The organism is Streptomyces sp. NPDC003393 (assembly GCF_053589015.1).
In genome coordinates, this window is sequence record NZ_JBSFRB010000078.1 from 1 (window position 1) to 14,558 (window position 14,558).

Here is a 14,558-nt window from a genome sequence, read left to right on the forward strand (position 1 = left end):
CGGTTACATTTCGAACCCGGAAGCTAAGCCTTACAGCGCCGATGGTACTGCAGGGGGGACCCTGTGGGAGAGTAGGACACCGCCGAACAACTCTTGGAGCTCTGGCTCCTGGGCACCACAGCCCAGGGGCCAGAGCTTTTTCGCGTTGAGGTAGGGTCAGGACGCATCGTCGTTACGTTTGACCAGGAGGCTCCCGCGTGGAGGTCCAGGAGACCCGCGTCCAGACGGACCGGGTCCTCACCATTCCGAACATCCTCAGCATGGCGCGCCTCGTCGGCGTGCCGCTTTTCCTGTGGTTGATCCTCAGGCCGGAGTTCGGAGGGCCCAAGAGCGACGGGTGGGCCCTGCTGGTACTCGCGCTCAGTGGTGTCAGCGACTACCTGGACGGCAAGCTGGCGCGACGCTGGAACCAGATCAGCAGTCTGGGCCGGCTCCTCGACCCGGCGGCCGACCGCCTCTACGTCCTTTCCACCCTCGTCGGCTTGACCTGGCGTGAGATTCTGCCGGTCTGGCTGACCGCGGTTCTCCTGGCGCGCGAATTGATGCTGCTGGTGGCCGTGGGCGTACTCCGGCGTCACGGCTACCCCCCGCCCCAGGTGAACTTCTTGGGGAAGGCAGCCACGTTCAACCTGATGTACGCGTTCCCGTTGCTTCTGCTCAGCGATGGAAGCGGATGGATCCCGTCAGTCGCCGCCGTTTTCGGATGGGCGTTCGCCGGATGGGGTACAACCCTCTACTGGTGGGCAGGAGTTCTCTACGTGGTGCAGGTCCGCCGACTGGTCCGGGCGGACGCCATGGCCGACTGAGTTCGCCCATTCCGGCAGCCGCAGTGGTTCCGATGGCCCGCTTCGGAAAAGTGCGGGACAATCAGGATGGGTGAAGTCGGCTAGATCGTCGTCGTCTCTTGGAGGAGGACGCTTCCGACATGAAGGCCGTCGTGATGGCCGGAGGCGAAGGCACGCGCCTTCGCCCAATGACCTCGAGCATGCCCAAGCCGCTCCTGCCGGTGGCCAACCGGCCGATCATGGAACACGTTCTGAGGCTGCTCAAAAGGCATGGTCTCAATGAGACCGTCGTCACAGTCCAGTTCCTGGCCTCACTGGTCAAGAACTACTTCGGTGACGGTGAAGAGCTCGGGATGGAGCTCACCTATGCCAATGAGGAGAAGCCACTCGGTACCGCCGGAAGCGTCAAGAACGCCGAAGAGGCGTTGAAGGACGATGCCTTCCTGGTGATCTCCGGCGATGCGCTGACCGACTTCGACCTCACGGACCTGATCCGGTTCCACAAGGAAAAAGGCTCGATGGTCACCGTGTGTCTCACGCGCGTGCCCAATCCGCTGGAATTCGGCATCACCATCGTCGACGAAGAGGGCAAGGTCGAGCGTTTTCTCGAGAAGCCGACCTGGGGCCAGGTCTTCTCCGACACGGTGAACACGGGCATCTACGTCATGGAACCGGAGGTCTTCGACTACGTCGAGGCCGACGTCCCCGTCGACTGGTCCGGTGACGTCTTCCCCCAGCTGATGAAGGAAGGCAAGCCGATCTACGGCTATGTCGCCGAGGGCTACTGGGAGGACGTCGGCACCCACGAGAGCTACGTCAAGGCGCAGGCGGACGTCCTGGAAGGCAAAGTGGACGTCCAGCTGGACGGCTTCGAGATCTCACCGGGTGTCTGGGTCGCCGAGGGCGCCGAGGTGCATCCCGATGCCGAACTGCGAGGCCCCCTCTACATCGGCGACTACGCCAAGGTGGAGGCCGGCGCCGAGATCCGTGAGCACACGGTGGTCGGCTCGAACGTCGTCGTGAAGAGCGGTGCCTTCCTGCACAAGGCGGTCGTGCACGACAACGTGTACATCGGTCAGCACAGCAACCTGCGTGGGTGCGTCGTCGGCAAGAACACCGACATCATGCGCGCCGCGCGGATCGAGGACGGCGCGGTCATCGGTGACGAGTGCCTGATCGGTGAAGAATCGATCGTTCAGGGCAATGTGCGGGTGTACCCCTTCAAGACCATCGAGGCGGGCGCCTTCGTCAACACCTCGGTGATCTGGGAGTCCAGGGGACAGGCGCACCTGTTCGGCGCCCGCGGGGTCTCCGGCATCCTGAACGTGGAGATCACCCCGGAGCTCGCCGTGCGGCTCGCCGGCGCCTACGCGACGACGTTGAAGAAGGGCTCGACCGTCACCACGGCACGTGACCACTCCCGTGGTGCGCGTGCGCTCAAACGGGCGGTCATCTCGGCCCTCCAGGCCAGCGCCATCGACGTACGGGACCTGGAGAACGTGCCGCTGCCCGTGGCCAGACAGCAGACCGCACGCGGCAGCGCCGGGGGCATCATGATCCGGACCACTCCCGGGGTACCGGACTCCGTCGACATCATGTTCTTCGACGGACAGGGCGCCGATCTGTCCCAGGGCGGCCAGCGCAAACTCGACCGGGTCTTCGCCCGCCAGGAGTACCGGCGCGCGTTCCCCGGAGAGATCGGCGACCTGTACTTCCCGTCCAGCGTCTTCGACTCGTACACCGGCTCGCTCCTGCGCAACGTGGACACCAACGGGATCGGCGAGGCGGGTCTCAAGGTCGTCGTGGACGCCTCGAACGGCAGCGCCGGCCTTGTCCTGCCCAGCCTGCTCGGCAAGCTCGGCGTCGACTCGCTGACCATCAATCCCGGTCTCGACGAGTCCCGGCCGACGGAGACCGAGGACATGCGCCGGAAGGGGCTGGTACGGCTCGGCGAGATCGTGGCGTCGTCCGGGGCTGCCTTCGGGGTGCGGTTCGACCCCGTCGGCGAGCGGCTGTCGCTCGTCGACGAGAAGGGCCGCATCATCGAGGACGACCGGGCGCTGCTGGTGATGCTCGACCTGGTCGCCGCCGAGCGTCGCAGCGGCCGGGTCGCACTGCCGGTGACGACCACCCGCATCGCCGAGCAGGTGGCCGCGTACCACGGCACCCAGGTCGAGTGGACGACCACCTCGCCCGACGACCTGACACGGGTCGGCGGGGAGGAAGGGACGATCTTCGGCGGTGACGGCAAGGGCGGGTTCATCGTCCCGGAGTTCAGCAGCGTCTACGACGGCACGGCGGCCTTCGTACGGCTGATCGGACTGGTCGCGCGGACCCAGTTGACGCTCAGCCAGATCGACGCCCGGATCCCACGCGCCCACGTCCTCAAGCGGGACCTTGCCACGCCGTGGGCCGTGAAGGGCCTGGTGATGCGCCGGGTCGTCGAGGCCGCGGGGGAGCGTTTCGTCGACACGACGGACGGTGTGCGGGTCGTGGAGGCCGACGGCCGCTGGGTCATGGTGCTGCCCGACCCGGCCGAGGCGGTCACCCACCTGTGGGCCGAGGGGCCTGACGACGCCTCCGCGCAGGCCCTGCTGGACGAGTGGTCGGCGGTCGTGGACAGTGCGGGTCGGTAGCGGACCGGCGAGGCCGCGCCGCCGGACGACACGGCCGGATGGCCACATTCGGTAGTAAGACGGACAGTATGCGGGCGTGCCGGACAAGTGCCCCCAAGGGGGCCTGTCCGGCATGCCGGTGGGGCCATTCGGAGGACTCGGCCCCTGCATGCGACGATGTGCGGCATGCCGCAGCAACCCCCCGTTCGGAGCACCCCCACGCGGCCTTCGCGTCCGGACGCGTCCATGTCGTTGATCACCAACGTCATGGACCACAGCCTCGACGACGGCTATGCCGAGGCCGCCGCCCGGAAGAGGGCCACGGGTGAGGGTGGCCTGCCCAGGACCCTCCGGGCACGACTGGGGCTGGCGGTGGGTCTGGTACTGGCGGGGCTCGTGGTGACCGTGGGAGCGGCACAGGCGCGCGTGGCCGCCCCGACGGTCGCCAAGGAACGCCAGGAACTGATCGACCGCATCGACCAGGAGACGACGGCGGCCGACAAGCTCGAGCGAGACGTCGACGAACTGCGGAGCGACGTGAGCGAGCGGCAGCGGCAGGCGCTCAGGGAGAGCGGCGGAAACAGCCGGGCCGACCTGGTGGGGATCCTGGCGGGCGCCACCGCGGTGCACGGCCCCGGGGTGAAGCTCGTCGTGGACGACGCCAAGGAGGCCGGCACGGGCGGGGGCGACGGCAACCCCCGCGAGACGTCGGGTTTCTCCGACACGGGCAGAGTGCGCGACCGAGACATGCAGCGCGTGGTGAACGGGCTGTGGCAGTCGGGGGCCGAGGCGGTCTCCGTCAACGGGCAGCGGTTGACCGCCCTGTCCGCGATCAGGGCGGCGGGGGACGCCATACTGGTCGACAACAAACCGCTGGTGCCGCCGTACACGGTGCTCGCGGTGGGGGACGGGCAACGGCTGAGTGACCGGTTCCAGGACAGCCCCGACGGGTTGTACCTGCAGGCGCTCCAGGACAACTACGGCATCCGGACGAGCATCTCCGTGGAGCGCGACCTCCGGCTGCCCGCCGCACCGAGTGTGATCGTACGTACCGCACAGCCGAGCATTGAGAAGGGCACATCGTGATCGCCGTACTGGGCCTCATCGTGGGAGTGGTGGCCGGCCTGTTGGTCCGGCCCGAGGTTCCGGCGGTCGTCGAGCCTTATCTGCCGATCGCCGTCGTCGCGGCGCTGGACGCCGTCTTCGGCGGGCTGCGGGCCATGCTCGACGGGATCTTCGACGACAAGGTGTTCGTGGTGTCGTTCCTGTCGAACGTGGTCGTCGCCGCGCTGATCGTGTTCCTCGGCGACAAGTTGGGCGTGGGCGCCCAGCTGTCCACGGGTGTCGTGGTGGTCCTCGGCATCCGCATCTTCTCCAACGCCGCCGCGATCCGGCGGCACGTGTTCCGGGCGTGAGACCGATGAACCACAAGGACGAGCTGCCGGAGAACGAGCCCGGCGCGGACCGGGGCAGACAGGGCGAGGAGCGGGACGAGCAGCGGGAGCACCGGCTGCGCAAGGAGCTGCCCGCGGAGGTGCCGGCGCCGGCTCCGGGTGGCGCGGAGGGCGCCGAGGAACAGTCCGCTCCCGAGCTCACCGGCCGTCAGCGGCTCGGCAAGGGCCTGTGGCCGCCACGCTTCACCCGCGCCCAACTCGTCGTCGCGGTACTGCTGTTCGGCCTGGGATTCGGTCTCGCCGTCCAGGTCGCCTCCAACAGCGACAGCGACAGTGCGCTGCGCGGTGCACGGCAGGAGGATCTTGTGCGCATCCTCGATGAACTCGATGACCGTACACAGCGTCTTGAGGACGAGAAGCAGGGTCTCGACAAGCAGCGTCAGGAGCTGGAGAACAGCTCGGACCAGGCCGAGGAGGCGCGCAGACAGACGGTCGAGAAGGAGAAGCAACTCGGCATTCTGGCGGGCACGGTGGCCGCGCAGGGACCCGGCATCACGATGACGATCGAGGACACGAAGGGGGCGGTCCGGGCGGACATGCTGCTGGACGCGATACAGGAGCTGCGCGCGGCCGGTGCGGAGGCCATCCAGGTCAACGATGTCCGGGTGGTGACGAGCACCTATCTGACGGACTCGGGCAAGAGCGTGGACGTCGACGGGAACAAGATCAACGCGCCCTATCGTTTCAAGGTCATCGGCAAGCCGCAGGACCTGGAGCCGGCGCTCAACATCCCCGGGGGTGTGGTGCAGACCCTGGAGAAGGAGCAGGCCACCGTGACCGTCGAGCGATCGGACAAGATCGTCGTGGACGCCTTGCGACCGGCGAAGCAGCCTGACTACGCTCGGTCGTCCTCCCAGTGAACCGGGGGTGCATGGCGGTCGTCCGACAGGGGCATGAGGTTGCGGGGGGTCGGCGCACCGATTGGGTGGTGCGTGGTGGAAACTGTCTGGTGGATACGGACGTTGTGAAGATGTCCGGGTCGACCGGTGTATGCAGTCAGGGTTCGTCCTGCCCCACGGGCGGGTCTGTTTCGGTCAAGGGGAATCGCCCGTGAAGTTGTTTGCGAAGTTGTTCGGCAAGAGCGCGCGAGAGGGCGGCGACAACGCCACCGCTCGTCATCGCGCACAGCCCGACGCGGAAGGTCAGCGACCGCTGTTCCGCGACCAGGTCCCGGGGACGGGTGACATGTCCGGCGCACCGGGCGCGCCGTCGGTTGACCCTGCCCAGGCAGGCGGCATAGGTTTCGGCCAACCGTCGACCGCAGGTACGGGTGGAGGGTTCGCCGCCGACCCGTACGCGTCCCCAGCCCCGTCGGGGCAGCCTCGGCAGGAGGATCCGTCCATGTCGGCCCTGGTCTGCACGAGGTGCGGTCACCGTAACGCGGAGAACAGCCGGTTCTGCTCCAACTGCGGTGCGCCGCTGCGGCCGGGTGCGGTGCCGGAGCGCGCGTCGGAGACGACCTCCACGATCTCCATCTCGGGTCTGGAGGCCTACGACGCCGAGGCCACGGGCCAGACGCCGATGCTGTCGCCGGAGGCACAGGCGGCCGTCGACGCGCTGCCGGTCGGTTCCGCCCTTCTGGTGGTGCGCCGCGGGCCGAACTCGGGCAGCCGCTTCCTCCTGGACGGCGAGCTGACCACGGCCGGGCGTCATCCGCAGAGCGACATCTTCCTGGACGACGTGACGGTCTCGCGCCGCCACGTGGAGTTCCGCCGCGCCCCGGACGGGTCGTTCACGGTGGCCGATGTCGGCAGCCTGAACGGCACGTACGTCAACCGGGAGCGCATCGACGAGGTCGCGCTGTCCAACGGCGACGAGGTGCAGATCGGCAAGTACCGGCTGGTCTTCTACTCGAGCCGACAGGGCTACTGACCCTCCCCGGACTCGTCCGGGGAGATCCCAGGGAAGGTCCATGCTTCAAACACCGAGCGGTGGTGCCGGGCACGGCACCACCGCCGCGGACAGTGGGCTGATGAGCATCGGCAGCGTGCTGAACGTGCTGCGCGAGGAGTTCCCCGAGGTCACCATCTCCAAGATCCGCTTCCTGGAGTCGGAGGGCCTCGTCGAGCCGCGGCGTACCCCCTCGGGGTACCGCAAGTTCGGCCCGGACGACGTCGAGCGCCTCGCCCGTGTCCTGCGACTGCAGCGGGACCACTACCTGCCGTTGAAGGTGATCCGCGAGTACCTGGACGCCCTGGAGCGCGGTGAGGCCGTGCAGCTGCCGGTGCTCGGCCGGCAGCGTGACGGAGAGTCCGCGCCGGCGCCCGCAGAGGCACCCGCGGCCGCCCGCATCGGCCGGGCGGACCTGCTCGCCGCCGCGGAGATCGACGAGGAGGTCCTCCAGGAGTGGGAGTCGTACGGGCTCGTCACTCCGATGGAGGACGGCGCCTACGAGGCGGAGGCCGTCACTGTCGCGTCGCTGGTCCGGGAGCTGGGGCGGTTCGGGATCGAACCCCGTCACCTGAGGGTGATGAAGGGGGCCGCCGACCGGGAGGCCGGGCTCATCGACCAGGTGGTGGCCCCGCTGCGGCGCCACCGCAATCCGCAGACCCGGGCTCATGCCGAGGCCCGTACGAAGGAGCTGGCGGCGCTCACGGTGAGACTGCACGCGGCGCTGGTGCAGACCGCGCTCGGAGTGCGGCTGCCCTGAAGGCGCCACCCTGGGCCGGTACCGGCGCGGCGGCCGGATCGGCCTCCCGATTCCGGCCCGACTACCCAAACATCCCGGGCACGGCCTAGGGTTGCTGTGTGAACGAGCTCGATGTCGTAGGTGTCCGGGTCGAAATGCCCTCCAACCAGCCGATCGTGCTCCTGCGTGAAGTGGGGGGCGACCGCTACCTCCCCATCTGGATCGGGCCCGGGGAGGCTACGGCCATCGCCTTCGCCCAGCAGGGGATGGCGCCCGCGCGTCCACTGACCCATGACCTGTTCAAGGACGTGCTGGAGGCGGTCGGCCAGGAACTCACGGAAGTGCGCATCACGGACCTGCGTGAGGGCGTCTTCTATGCGGAACTGGTCTTCGCGAGCGGGGTCGAGGTCAGTGCTCGTCCGTCCGATGCCATAGCGCTGGCGCTGCGCACCGGCACGCCGATCTACGGCAGTGACACGGTGCTCGACGACGCGGGCATCGCGATCCCGGACGAGCAGGAGGACGAGGTGGAGAAGTTCCGCGAGTTCCTCGACCAGATCTCCCCGGAGGACTTCGGCACCAGCAACCAGTGAGGTCCGGGACCTCGGCGCCGGCCGGCGGTGGTCGCGGGGCCGGGGACCCGCAAGGCAGTGAAACGCCGACATATGCCACCGGCCTGGGGGAGCGCTCGGGCGGCTCCCGCCGGGCATTCGGCTAGCCTTTCCCCACGGCGGGGCACGGAAAACCACTCGTAGGGTGATTATCACTCGGCGTGCCGAGTGTGGCGATCGTTGACGCACCCCCGGTGACTGCCTACCGTCGAGGAGGCAGGTCGAGGACGGAGGTCGGCGTGAGAAGCAGCGGCGACAGTACGGCTGGGGGCGCCCCCGCTGGTGAGGTCGGGGGAAGGGGTCCGTATCCTTCTCCGGGCTCTCGGTTCCGCTCGAGCATGGGCTACGCCCATCACGTCAGCACGGCCGATCACGCTCCGCAGCGGCCAACGGTCGTGCCGAGCAGCAAGGGGGCGGCGTCCATGGCGTCCGAGCAGATCGGCTACCGCGGTCCGACGGCCTGCGCGGCCGCCGGCATCACCTACCGCCAACTGGACTACTGGGCGCGTACGGGCCTGGTCGAGCCGAGTGTGCGGCCCGCCCACGGCTCCGGCACGCAGCGGCTGTACAGCTTTCGTGACGTCGTCGTCCTGAAGATCGTCAAGCGGTTCCTCGACACCGGTGTGTCGTTGCAGAACATCCGTACGGCCGTCCAGCACCTGCGTGAGCGGGGCTTCCGTGACCTGGAGCGCATGACGCTGATGAGCGACGGCGCCACGGTCTACGAATGCACCTCCCCCGACGAGGTGCACGCCCTGCTCCAGGGCGGGCAGGGCATCTTCGGCATCGCCGTCGGCGTGGTGTGGCGTGACGTGGAGGGTGCACTGTCCCAGCTGCACGGCGAGCGCCTCGACACCGGCGAGACGCTGGTGGGCCACAACCCCGGCGACGAACTCGCCCGACGACGCAACCGGGCGGTCTGAGCGGCGCACGCGCTGCGCAGGTGACCTCGGCCGTGCTGTCCCGGTTGCCGGGCCGTGAGGTCGGGGCGGGCCCGGCTTCCGGGGCGTTGTCAGTGGTGTGGTGCAGCATCGGAGGTGTGAGAAGCGCGCCGACGATCCTGCACCTCGACATGGATGCCTTCTTCGCCCAGGCGGAGCAGGCGTCCAAGCCGAGCCTGCGCGGGAAGGCCGTGATCGTGGGCGGTCTCGGACCGCGTGGGGTGGTCTCCACCGCGTCGTACGAGGCCCGGGTCTTCGGTGTCCACTCGGCGATGCCGATGGCCCAGGCGCGGCGGCTGGCTCCGAACGCCGCGTACCTCGTCCCGCGCTTCGGCTTCTACCGGTCCATCAGCGAGCAGGTGATGGGGCTGCTGCGGGCGCTGTCGCCGCTGGTGGAGCCGCTCAGCCTGGACGAGGCGTTCGTGGACCTGGAGGCCGGGGGAGTGGCCCGGGACGCCGATTCCGCCCGGCTGGCCGGGATCCGGCTGCGCGCCGACATACGTGCCGTGACCGGTCTGACGGGCTCCGTGGGACTGGCCGCCTCCAAGATGCTCGCGAAGATCGCCTCCGAGCAGGCCAAGCCTGACGGACTGGTTCTCATCGAGCCCGGCACCGAGCGGGCCCTGCTGGGCCCCATGTCGGTGCGGACGCTGCCCGGCGTGGGCCCCGCGACCGGCGACCACCTGCGGCGGGCCGGGATCCACACGGTCGACGAGCTGGCCGAGGCGGGAGAGGACGAGCTCGTACGGCTGCTGGGCAAGGCGCACGGGCAGGCGCTGTACGCCATGGCACTGGCGCACGACGAGCGGCCCGTGGTCGCCGAGCGCGAGGCCAAGTCGGTGTCGGTGGAGGACACCTACGACGTGGACATCCACGACCGGCTGCGGGTGGGCCTGGAGGTGCAGCGGCTCGCCGACAGGTGCGTACGGAGGCTGCGCGGGGCCGGGCTGTCGGGCCGCACCATCGTGCTGAAGGTACGGCGCTACGACTTCTCCACGCTGACCCGCTCCGAGACCCTGCGCGGGCCCACCGACGATCCGGCGGTGGTGCGGGAGGCGGCGGCCCGGCTGCTGGACTCGGTGGACACCACGGGCGGGGTGCGGCTGCTCGGGGTGGGCGTGTCCGGGCTCGCCGACTACACGCAGGAGGACCTGTTCGCCCAGGCGGCCGGCGCGCGGGTGGACAGCCCCGAGGAGGAACCCGCGGACGAATCGGCGCCGGAGCAGCCGGCCCCCGCCGAGCGGCACTGGCCGGCGGGCCACGACGTACGGCACACCGCATACGGGCACGGCTGGGTCCAGGGCAGCGGCCTCGGCCGGGTCACCGTCCGTTTCGAGACGCCCGACTCCGAGCCGGGGCGGGTGCGGACCTTCCGTGTCGACGACCCCGGCCTGGAGGCGGCGGATCCGCTGCCGCTGGTGCGGCGAAGACCGGACACCACCGACGGAGACCGCGGCGTCGCCGAAGCGGCCTGCGATACGGAAGCGGCCTGCGATACGGAAGCGACCGGTGGCACGGAAGCGACCGCTGGCACGGAAGCGACCGGTGGCACGGAAGCGACCGGTGGCACGGAAGCGACCGGTGACGCGGAAGGGACCGGTGGCACCGAAGCGGTGATCGGTGGCACGGAAACCACCGGCGGCACGGAGAACACCGGGAGCGCGTCCTCGGTGGCCGGCGGGCCCTGGCCGGGGTAGCGCGCCGGGCGGACGGCGCTCGCCCTCAGCTTTCCTCGGATCCGGATCCCGCGAGTCGGCCGAAGTCGTGGTCCGCAAGGGTGGGGGGAGGCGCCACATCGAGGCCGTAGTGGTGGTAGAGCTGCAGTTCCTGCTCGGGGGAGAGGTGGCGGCCGACGCCGAAGTCGGGGGCCTCCTTGATGAGGGCCCGGTCGAAGGGGACGTGCAGTTCGCCGCCGACGAGTTCGCTGGGCTCGAGCGGCACGAAGGCGTCCCGGGAGAACAGGCCGGTGCGTATGGCGGCCCACTCCGGCACCCCGGTCGCGTCGTCGAGGTAGACCTCGTCCACCGTGCCGATCTTGGTGCCGTTCCGGTCGAACGCCTTGCGGCCGATCAGGTTGCGCGGATCGATGTCGGTCTGCACGGTCCCTCCACTAGGTCGCAACTCATTCGTAAGCACTACAAAAGAGCACAATCGGGAGAGCGGCCACTCGAGCCCGCCCCGTGGAGCCCGCTGGTACCCTGGCAAACGGCTGCTGACCCCGTGCGGGAGAGTCCTCCACCACCATCGGAGGCGCCGAAGGAGCAAATCCTCCCCGGAATCTCTCAGGCCCCTGTACCGCACGGACGAGGTCACTCTGGAAAGCAGAGCGGGTGTCGACGGATGCCGCTCTCACCGACGGTGAAAACCGGGTGCCCTCGGGCGCTCCGGTGAAGCTCTCAGGTTGAGATGACAGAGGGGGAGGCCGTCGGGGCACCCGAGCCGTGGTGTCCCTCGAAGGTCGTGTCAGACCAGGAGGCCTCCGCAATGACCGCCCAGCGCATTCCGCTCTCCGAGCTCGAAAAGGGCATTCCCTTCGAACAGCGCCACATCGGGCCCGATCAGGAGGCGCGGGCCAAGATGCTCGCGCAGGTGGGTTACGGCTCGCTCGACGAGCTCACCGCCGCCGCGGTGCCGGATGTGATCAAGAACGCCGACGCGCTCGACCTGCCGGGTGCCCGCACCGAGGCCGAGGTACTGGCGGAGCTGCGCTCCCTCGCCGACCGCAACCAGGTCCTCGGCTCGATGATCGGTCTCGGGTACTACGGCACGTTCACCCCGCCCGTCATCCTGCGCAACGTCATGGAGAACCCGGCCTGGTACACCGCGTACACCCCGTACCAGCCGGAGATCTCGCAGGGCCGCCTCGAGGCGCTGCTGAACTTCCAGACCATGGTCGCCGACCTCACCGGGCTGCCGACCTCCGGCGCCTCCCTTCTGGACGAGGGCACCGCCGCCGCCGAGGCGATGGCACTGTCCCGGCGCATGGGCAAGAACAAGAAGGGCCTGTTCCTGGTCGACGCGGACGCGCTGCCCCAGACCATCGCCGTGATCAAGACCCGCGCCGAGCCGACCGGTGTCGAGGTCGTGGTCGCGGACCTCGGTGAGGGCATCCCCGCCGAGATCGCCGGGCGCGAGATCAACGGCGTGCTCCTGCAGTACCCGGGGGCCTCCGGCGCCGTACGCGACCTCAAGCCGGTGATCGACCAGGCCCACGAACTCGGCGCGCTGGTCACCGTCGCCGCCGACCTGCTCGCCCTGACCCTGCTGAAGTCCCCCGGCGAGCTGGGCGCGGACATCGCCGTCGGCACCACCCAGCGCTTCGGCGTGCCGATGGGCTTCGGCGGCCCGCACGCCGGCTACATGGCGGTGCACGAGAAGTTCGCCCGCAGCCTGCCCGGCCGCCTGGTCGGCGTCTCCGTGGACGCGGACGGCAACAAGGCCTACCGCCTGGCCCTGCAGACCCGTGAGCAGCACATCCGCCGCGAGAAGGCCACCAGCAACATCTGCACCGCCCAGGTGCTGCTCGCCGTCATGGCCGGCATGTACGCCGTCTACCACGGCCCCGAGGGGCTGAAGGGCATCGCGCAGCGCACCCACCGCTACGCCACGATCCTCGCCGCGGGCCTGAAGGCGGGCGGCGCCGAGGTCGTCCACGGCGCCTACTTCGACACGCTCACCGTCAAGGCCGAGGGCCGGGCCGCCGAGGTCGTCGCCGCCGCCCGCGAGGCCGGCGTGAACCTGCGCCTTGTGGACGCCGACCACGTCTCGATCGCCTGCGACGAGACCACCGACCGCGCTCAACTGCGCGCCGTGTGGTCCGCCTTCGGCGTCGAGGCCCGCATCGACGCCCTGGACGCCGCCGCCGAGGACACCCTGCCCGAGGCCCTGCTGCGCACCGACGCCTACCTCACCCATCCCGTCTTCCACCAGCACCGCTCCGAGACCGCGATGCTGCGCTACCTGCGCAGGCTGGCCGACCGCGACTACGCGCTCGACCGCGGCATGATCCCGCTGGGCTCCTGCACCATGAAGCTCAACGCGACCACGGAGATGGAGCCGGTCACCTGGCCCGAGTTCGGTGGGCTGCACCCCTTCGCGCCCGCCGAGCAGGCGCAGGGCTACCTCACCCTCATCCACGAGCTGGAGGACCGGCTCGCCGAGGTCACCGGCTACGACAAGGTCTCGCTCCAGCCCAACGCCGGCTCGCAGGGTGAGCTCGCCGGCCTGCTCGCCGTCCGCGGCTACCACCGTGCCAACGGCGACGGCCAGCGCACCGTCTGCCTCATCCCGTCCTCCGCGCACGGCACCAACGCCGCCAGCGCCGTGATGGCCGGCATGAAGGTCGTCGTCGTGAAGACGGCCGAGGACGGCGAGATCGACGTCGAGGACCTGCGGGCGAAGATCGAGCAGCACCGCGACCAGCTGGCCGTGCTGATGATCACCTACCCGTCGACGCACGGTGTGTTCGAGGAGCACGTCGCCGACATCTGCGCCCGGGTGCACGACGCCGGCGGCCAGGTCTACGTCGACGGCGCGAACCTCAACGCCCTGGTCGGGCTCGCCAAGCCGGGCCACTTCGGCGGCGACGTCTCCCACCTGAACCTGCACAAGACGTTCTGCATCCCGCACGGCGGCGGCGGTCCCGGCGTCGGCCCGGTCGCCGTACGCTCCCACCTGGCCCCGTACCTGCCCAACCACCCGATGCAGCCCGAGGCCGGGCCGGAGACGGGCGTCGGTCCGATCTCGGCCGCCCCCTGGGGCTCGGCGGGCATCCTGCCGATCTCCTGGGCGTACGTCCGGCTGATGGGCGGGGAGGGCCTCAAGCGCGCCACGCAGGTCGCGGTCCTCAGCGCCAACTACGTCGCCAAGCGCCTGGAGCCGCACTACCCGGTGCTCTACACCGGTCCCGGCGGCCTCGTCGCGCACGAGTGCATCATCGACCTGCGGCCGCTGACCAAGACGACCGGTGTGAGCGTGGACGACGTGGCCAAGCGGCTGATCGACTACGGCTTCCACGCGCCGACGATGTCGTTCCCGGTGGCCGGCACGCTGATGATCGAGCCGACCGAGTCGGAGGACCTGGCCGAGCTGGACCGCTTCTGCGACGCGATGATCGCGATCCGGGCGGAGATCGAGAAGGTGGGCTCCGGCGAGTGGCCCGCGGAGGACAACCCGCTGCGTGGCGCCCCGCACACCGCGGCCGCGCTCGGCGGGGAGTGGAAGCACGCCTACAGCCGTGAGGAGGCGCTCTTCCCGGCCGGCGTCTCGGCGGCGGACAAGTACTGGCCGCCGGTGCGCCGGATCGACCAGGCCTTCGGCGACCGCAACCTGGTCTGCTCCTGCCCGCCGCTGGACGCCTACGCGGACTGAGCGGCGCAGAGCCACCCGGACGCCTGTCGGAGCCGCCGGAACAAGCACATGGGGCCCCTGCCCGGTCTTTGGGCCGGGCCGGGGCCCCCTGTGGTGGTGGGGGGCCGTCGAGTGGCGTCGGGCCGGGGGCGGTCCAGTCAGGCCGGGTAGGCG

Annotated in this window: 12 protein-coding genes, 1 rRNA gene and 1 riboswitch; of the genes, 12 read left to right on the forward strand and 1 reads right to left on the reverse strand. The window is 69.8% G+C overall.

Annotated features, from left to right (window positions below; translation table 11 throughout):
- From rrf to ACWDUZ_RS37855, 11 genes are all read left to right on the forward strand, one after another.
- Positions 1-88, forward strand: a 5S ribosomal RNA gene (gene rrf / locus ACWDUZ_RS37805); the annotation flags it as partial.
- Between the two features lie 109 nt (positions 89-197).
- Positions 198-806: a CDP-alcohol phosphatidyltransferase family protein gene (locus ACWDUZ_RS37810; RefSeq protein WP_451636362.1), complete on the forward strand. Its 609-nt coding sequence runs from the start codon at positions 198-200 to the stop codon at positions 804-806.
- A 119-nt stretch (positions 807-925) separates the two neighbouring features.
- Positions 926-3,421: a sugar phosphate nucleotidyltransferase gene (locus ACWDUZ_RS37815; protein ID WP_451636363.1), complete on the forward strand. Its 2,496-nt coding sequence runs from the start codon at positions 926-928 to the stop codon at positions 3,419-3,421.
- Between the two features lie 156 nt (positions 3,422-3,577).
- Positions 3,578-4,486 carry a DUF881 domain-containing protein gene (locus ACWDUZ_RS37820; RefSeq protein ID WP_451636364.1) on the forward strand — a complete coding sequence of 303 codons (909 nt, stop codon included), beginning with the start codon at positions 3,578-3,580 and terminating at the stop codon, positions 4,484-4,486.
- Complete coding sequence (locus ACWDUZ_RS37825) at positions 4,483-4,815, forward strand: small basic family protein (protein WP_006134295.1); 333 nt, start codon at positions 4,483-4,485, stop codon at positions 4,813-4,815. Before ACWDUZ_RS37820 ends, ACWDUZ_RS37825 begins: the two co-directional genes overlap by 4 nt.
- Positions 4,816-4,820: 5 nt before the next feature.
- A complete protein-coding gene (locus ACWDUZ_RS37830; protein ID WP_451636365.1) occupies positions 4,821-5,714 on the forward strand; it encodes a DUF881 domain-containing protein in 894 nt (297 codons plus the stop codon).
- Positions 5,715-5,844: 130 nt separating this feature from the next.
- Positions 5,845-6,726, forward strand: coding sequence for an FHA domain-containing protein (locus ACWDUZ_RS37835; RefSeq protein WP_451636366.1), 882 nt, complete (start codon positions 5,845-5,847; stop codon positions 6,724-6,726).
- Between the two features lie 40 nt (positions 6,727-6,766).
- Positions 6,767-7,504 carry a transcriptional regulator FtsR gene (ftsR, locus tag ACWDUZ_RS37840; RefSeq protein ID WP_451636367.1) on the forward strand — a complete coding sequence of 246 codons (738 nt, stop codon included), beginning with the start codon at positions 6,767-6,769 and terminating at the stop codon, positions 7,502-7,504.
- 98 nt (positions 7,505-7,602) lie between these two features.
- On the forward strand, positions 7,603-8,076 hold the full coding sequence (locus tag ACWDUZ_RS37845) for a bifunctional nuclease family protein (RefSeq protein WP_004934251.1): 474 nt from the start codon (positions 7,603-7,605) through the stop codon (positions 8,074-8,076).
- Positions 8,077-8,333: 257 nt separating this feature from the next.
- Positions 8,334-9,017 (forward strand): MerR family transcriptional regulator, encoded by a 684-nt coding sequence (locus ACWDUZ_RS37850; RefSeq protein ID WP_451636368.1) that lies wholly within the window; start codon positions 8,334-8,336, stop codon positions 9,015-9,017.
- Between the two features lie 116 nt (positions 9,018-9,133).
- Entirely contained in the window at positions 9,134-10,732 is a 1,599-nt protein-coding gene (locus ACWDUZ_RS37855) for a DNA polymerase IV (RefSeq protein ID WP_451636369.1), read from the forward strand.
- Between the two features lie 25 nt (positions 10,733-10,757).
- Here ACWDUZ_RS37855 and ACWDUZ_RS37860 read toward each other — a convergent pair whose 3' ends face one another.
- Positions 10,758-11,135, reverse strand: coding sequence for a PRC-barrel domain-containing protein (locus ACWDUZ_RS37860; RefSeq protein ID WP_451636370.1), 378 nt, complete (start codon positions 11,133-11,135; stop codon positions 10,758-10,760).
- Positions 11,136-11,248: 113 nt separating this feature from the next.
- A riboswitch (glycine riboswitch) is annotated at positions 11,249-11,343 on the forward strand.
- 176 nt (positions 11,344-11,519) lie between these two features.
- On the opposite strand from ACWDUZ_RS37860, the gene gcvP reads away from it, so the two are divergent.
- Positions 11,520-14,405, forward strand: coding sequence for an aminomethyl-transferring glycine dehydrogenase (gcvP, locus tag ACWDUZ_RS37865; RefSeq protein ID WP_451636371.1), 2,886 nt, complete (start codon positions 11,520-11,522; stop codon positions 14,403-14,405).
- Positions 14,406-14,558 lie beyond the last annotated feature (153 nt).

Bases quoted from the DNA above. Each gene is read 5' to 3' on its own strand.
- ACWDUZ_RS37835 (WP_451636366.1), top strand. From the start codon at position 5,845: ATGCAGTCAGGGTTCGTCCTGCCCCACGGGCGGGTCTGTTTCGGTCAA.
- gcvP (WP_451636371.1), top strand. From the start codon at position 11,520: ATGACCGCCCAGCGCATTCCGCTCTCCGAGCTCGAAAAGGGCATTCCC.
- ACWDUZ_RS37820 (WP_451636364.1), top strand. From the start codon at position 3,578: ATGTGCGGCATGCCGCAGCAACCCCCCGTTCGGAGCACCCCCACGCGG.
- ACWDUZ_RS37815 (WP_451636363.1), top strand. From the start codon at position 926: ATGAAGGCCGTCGTGATGGCCGGAGGCGAAGGCACGCGCCTTCGCCCA.
- ACWDUZ_RS37830 (WP_451636365.1), top strand. From the start codon at position 4,821: ATGAACCACAAGGACGAGCTGCCGGAGAACGAGCCCGGCGCGGACCGG.
- ftsR (WP_451636367.1), top strand. From the start codon at position 6,767: ATGCTTCAAACACCGAGCGGTGGTGCCGGGCACGGCACCACCGCCGCG.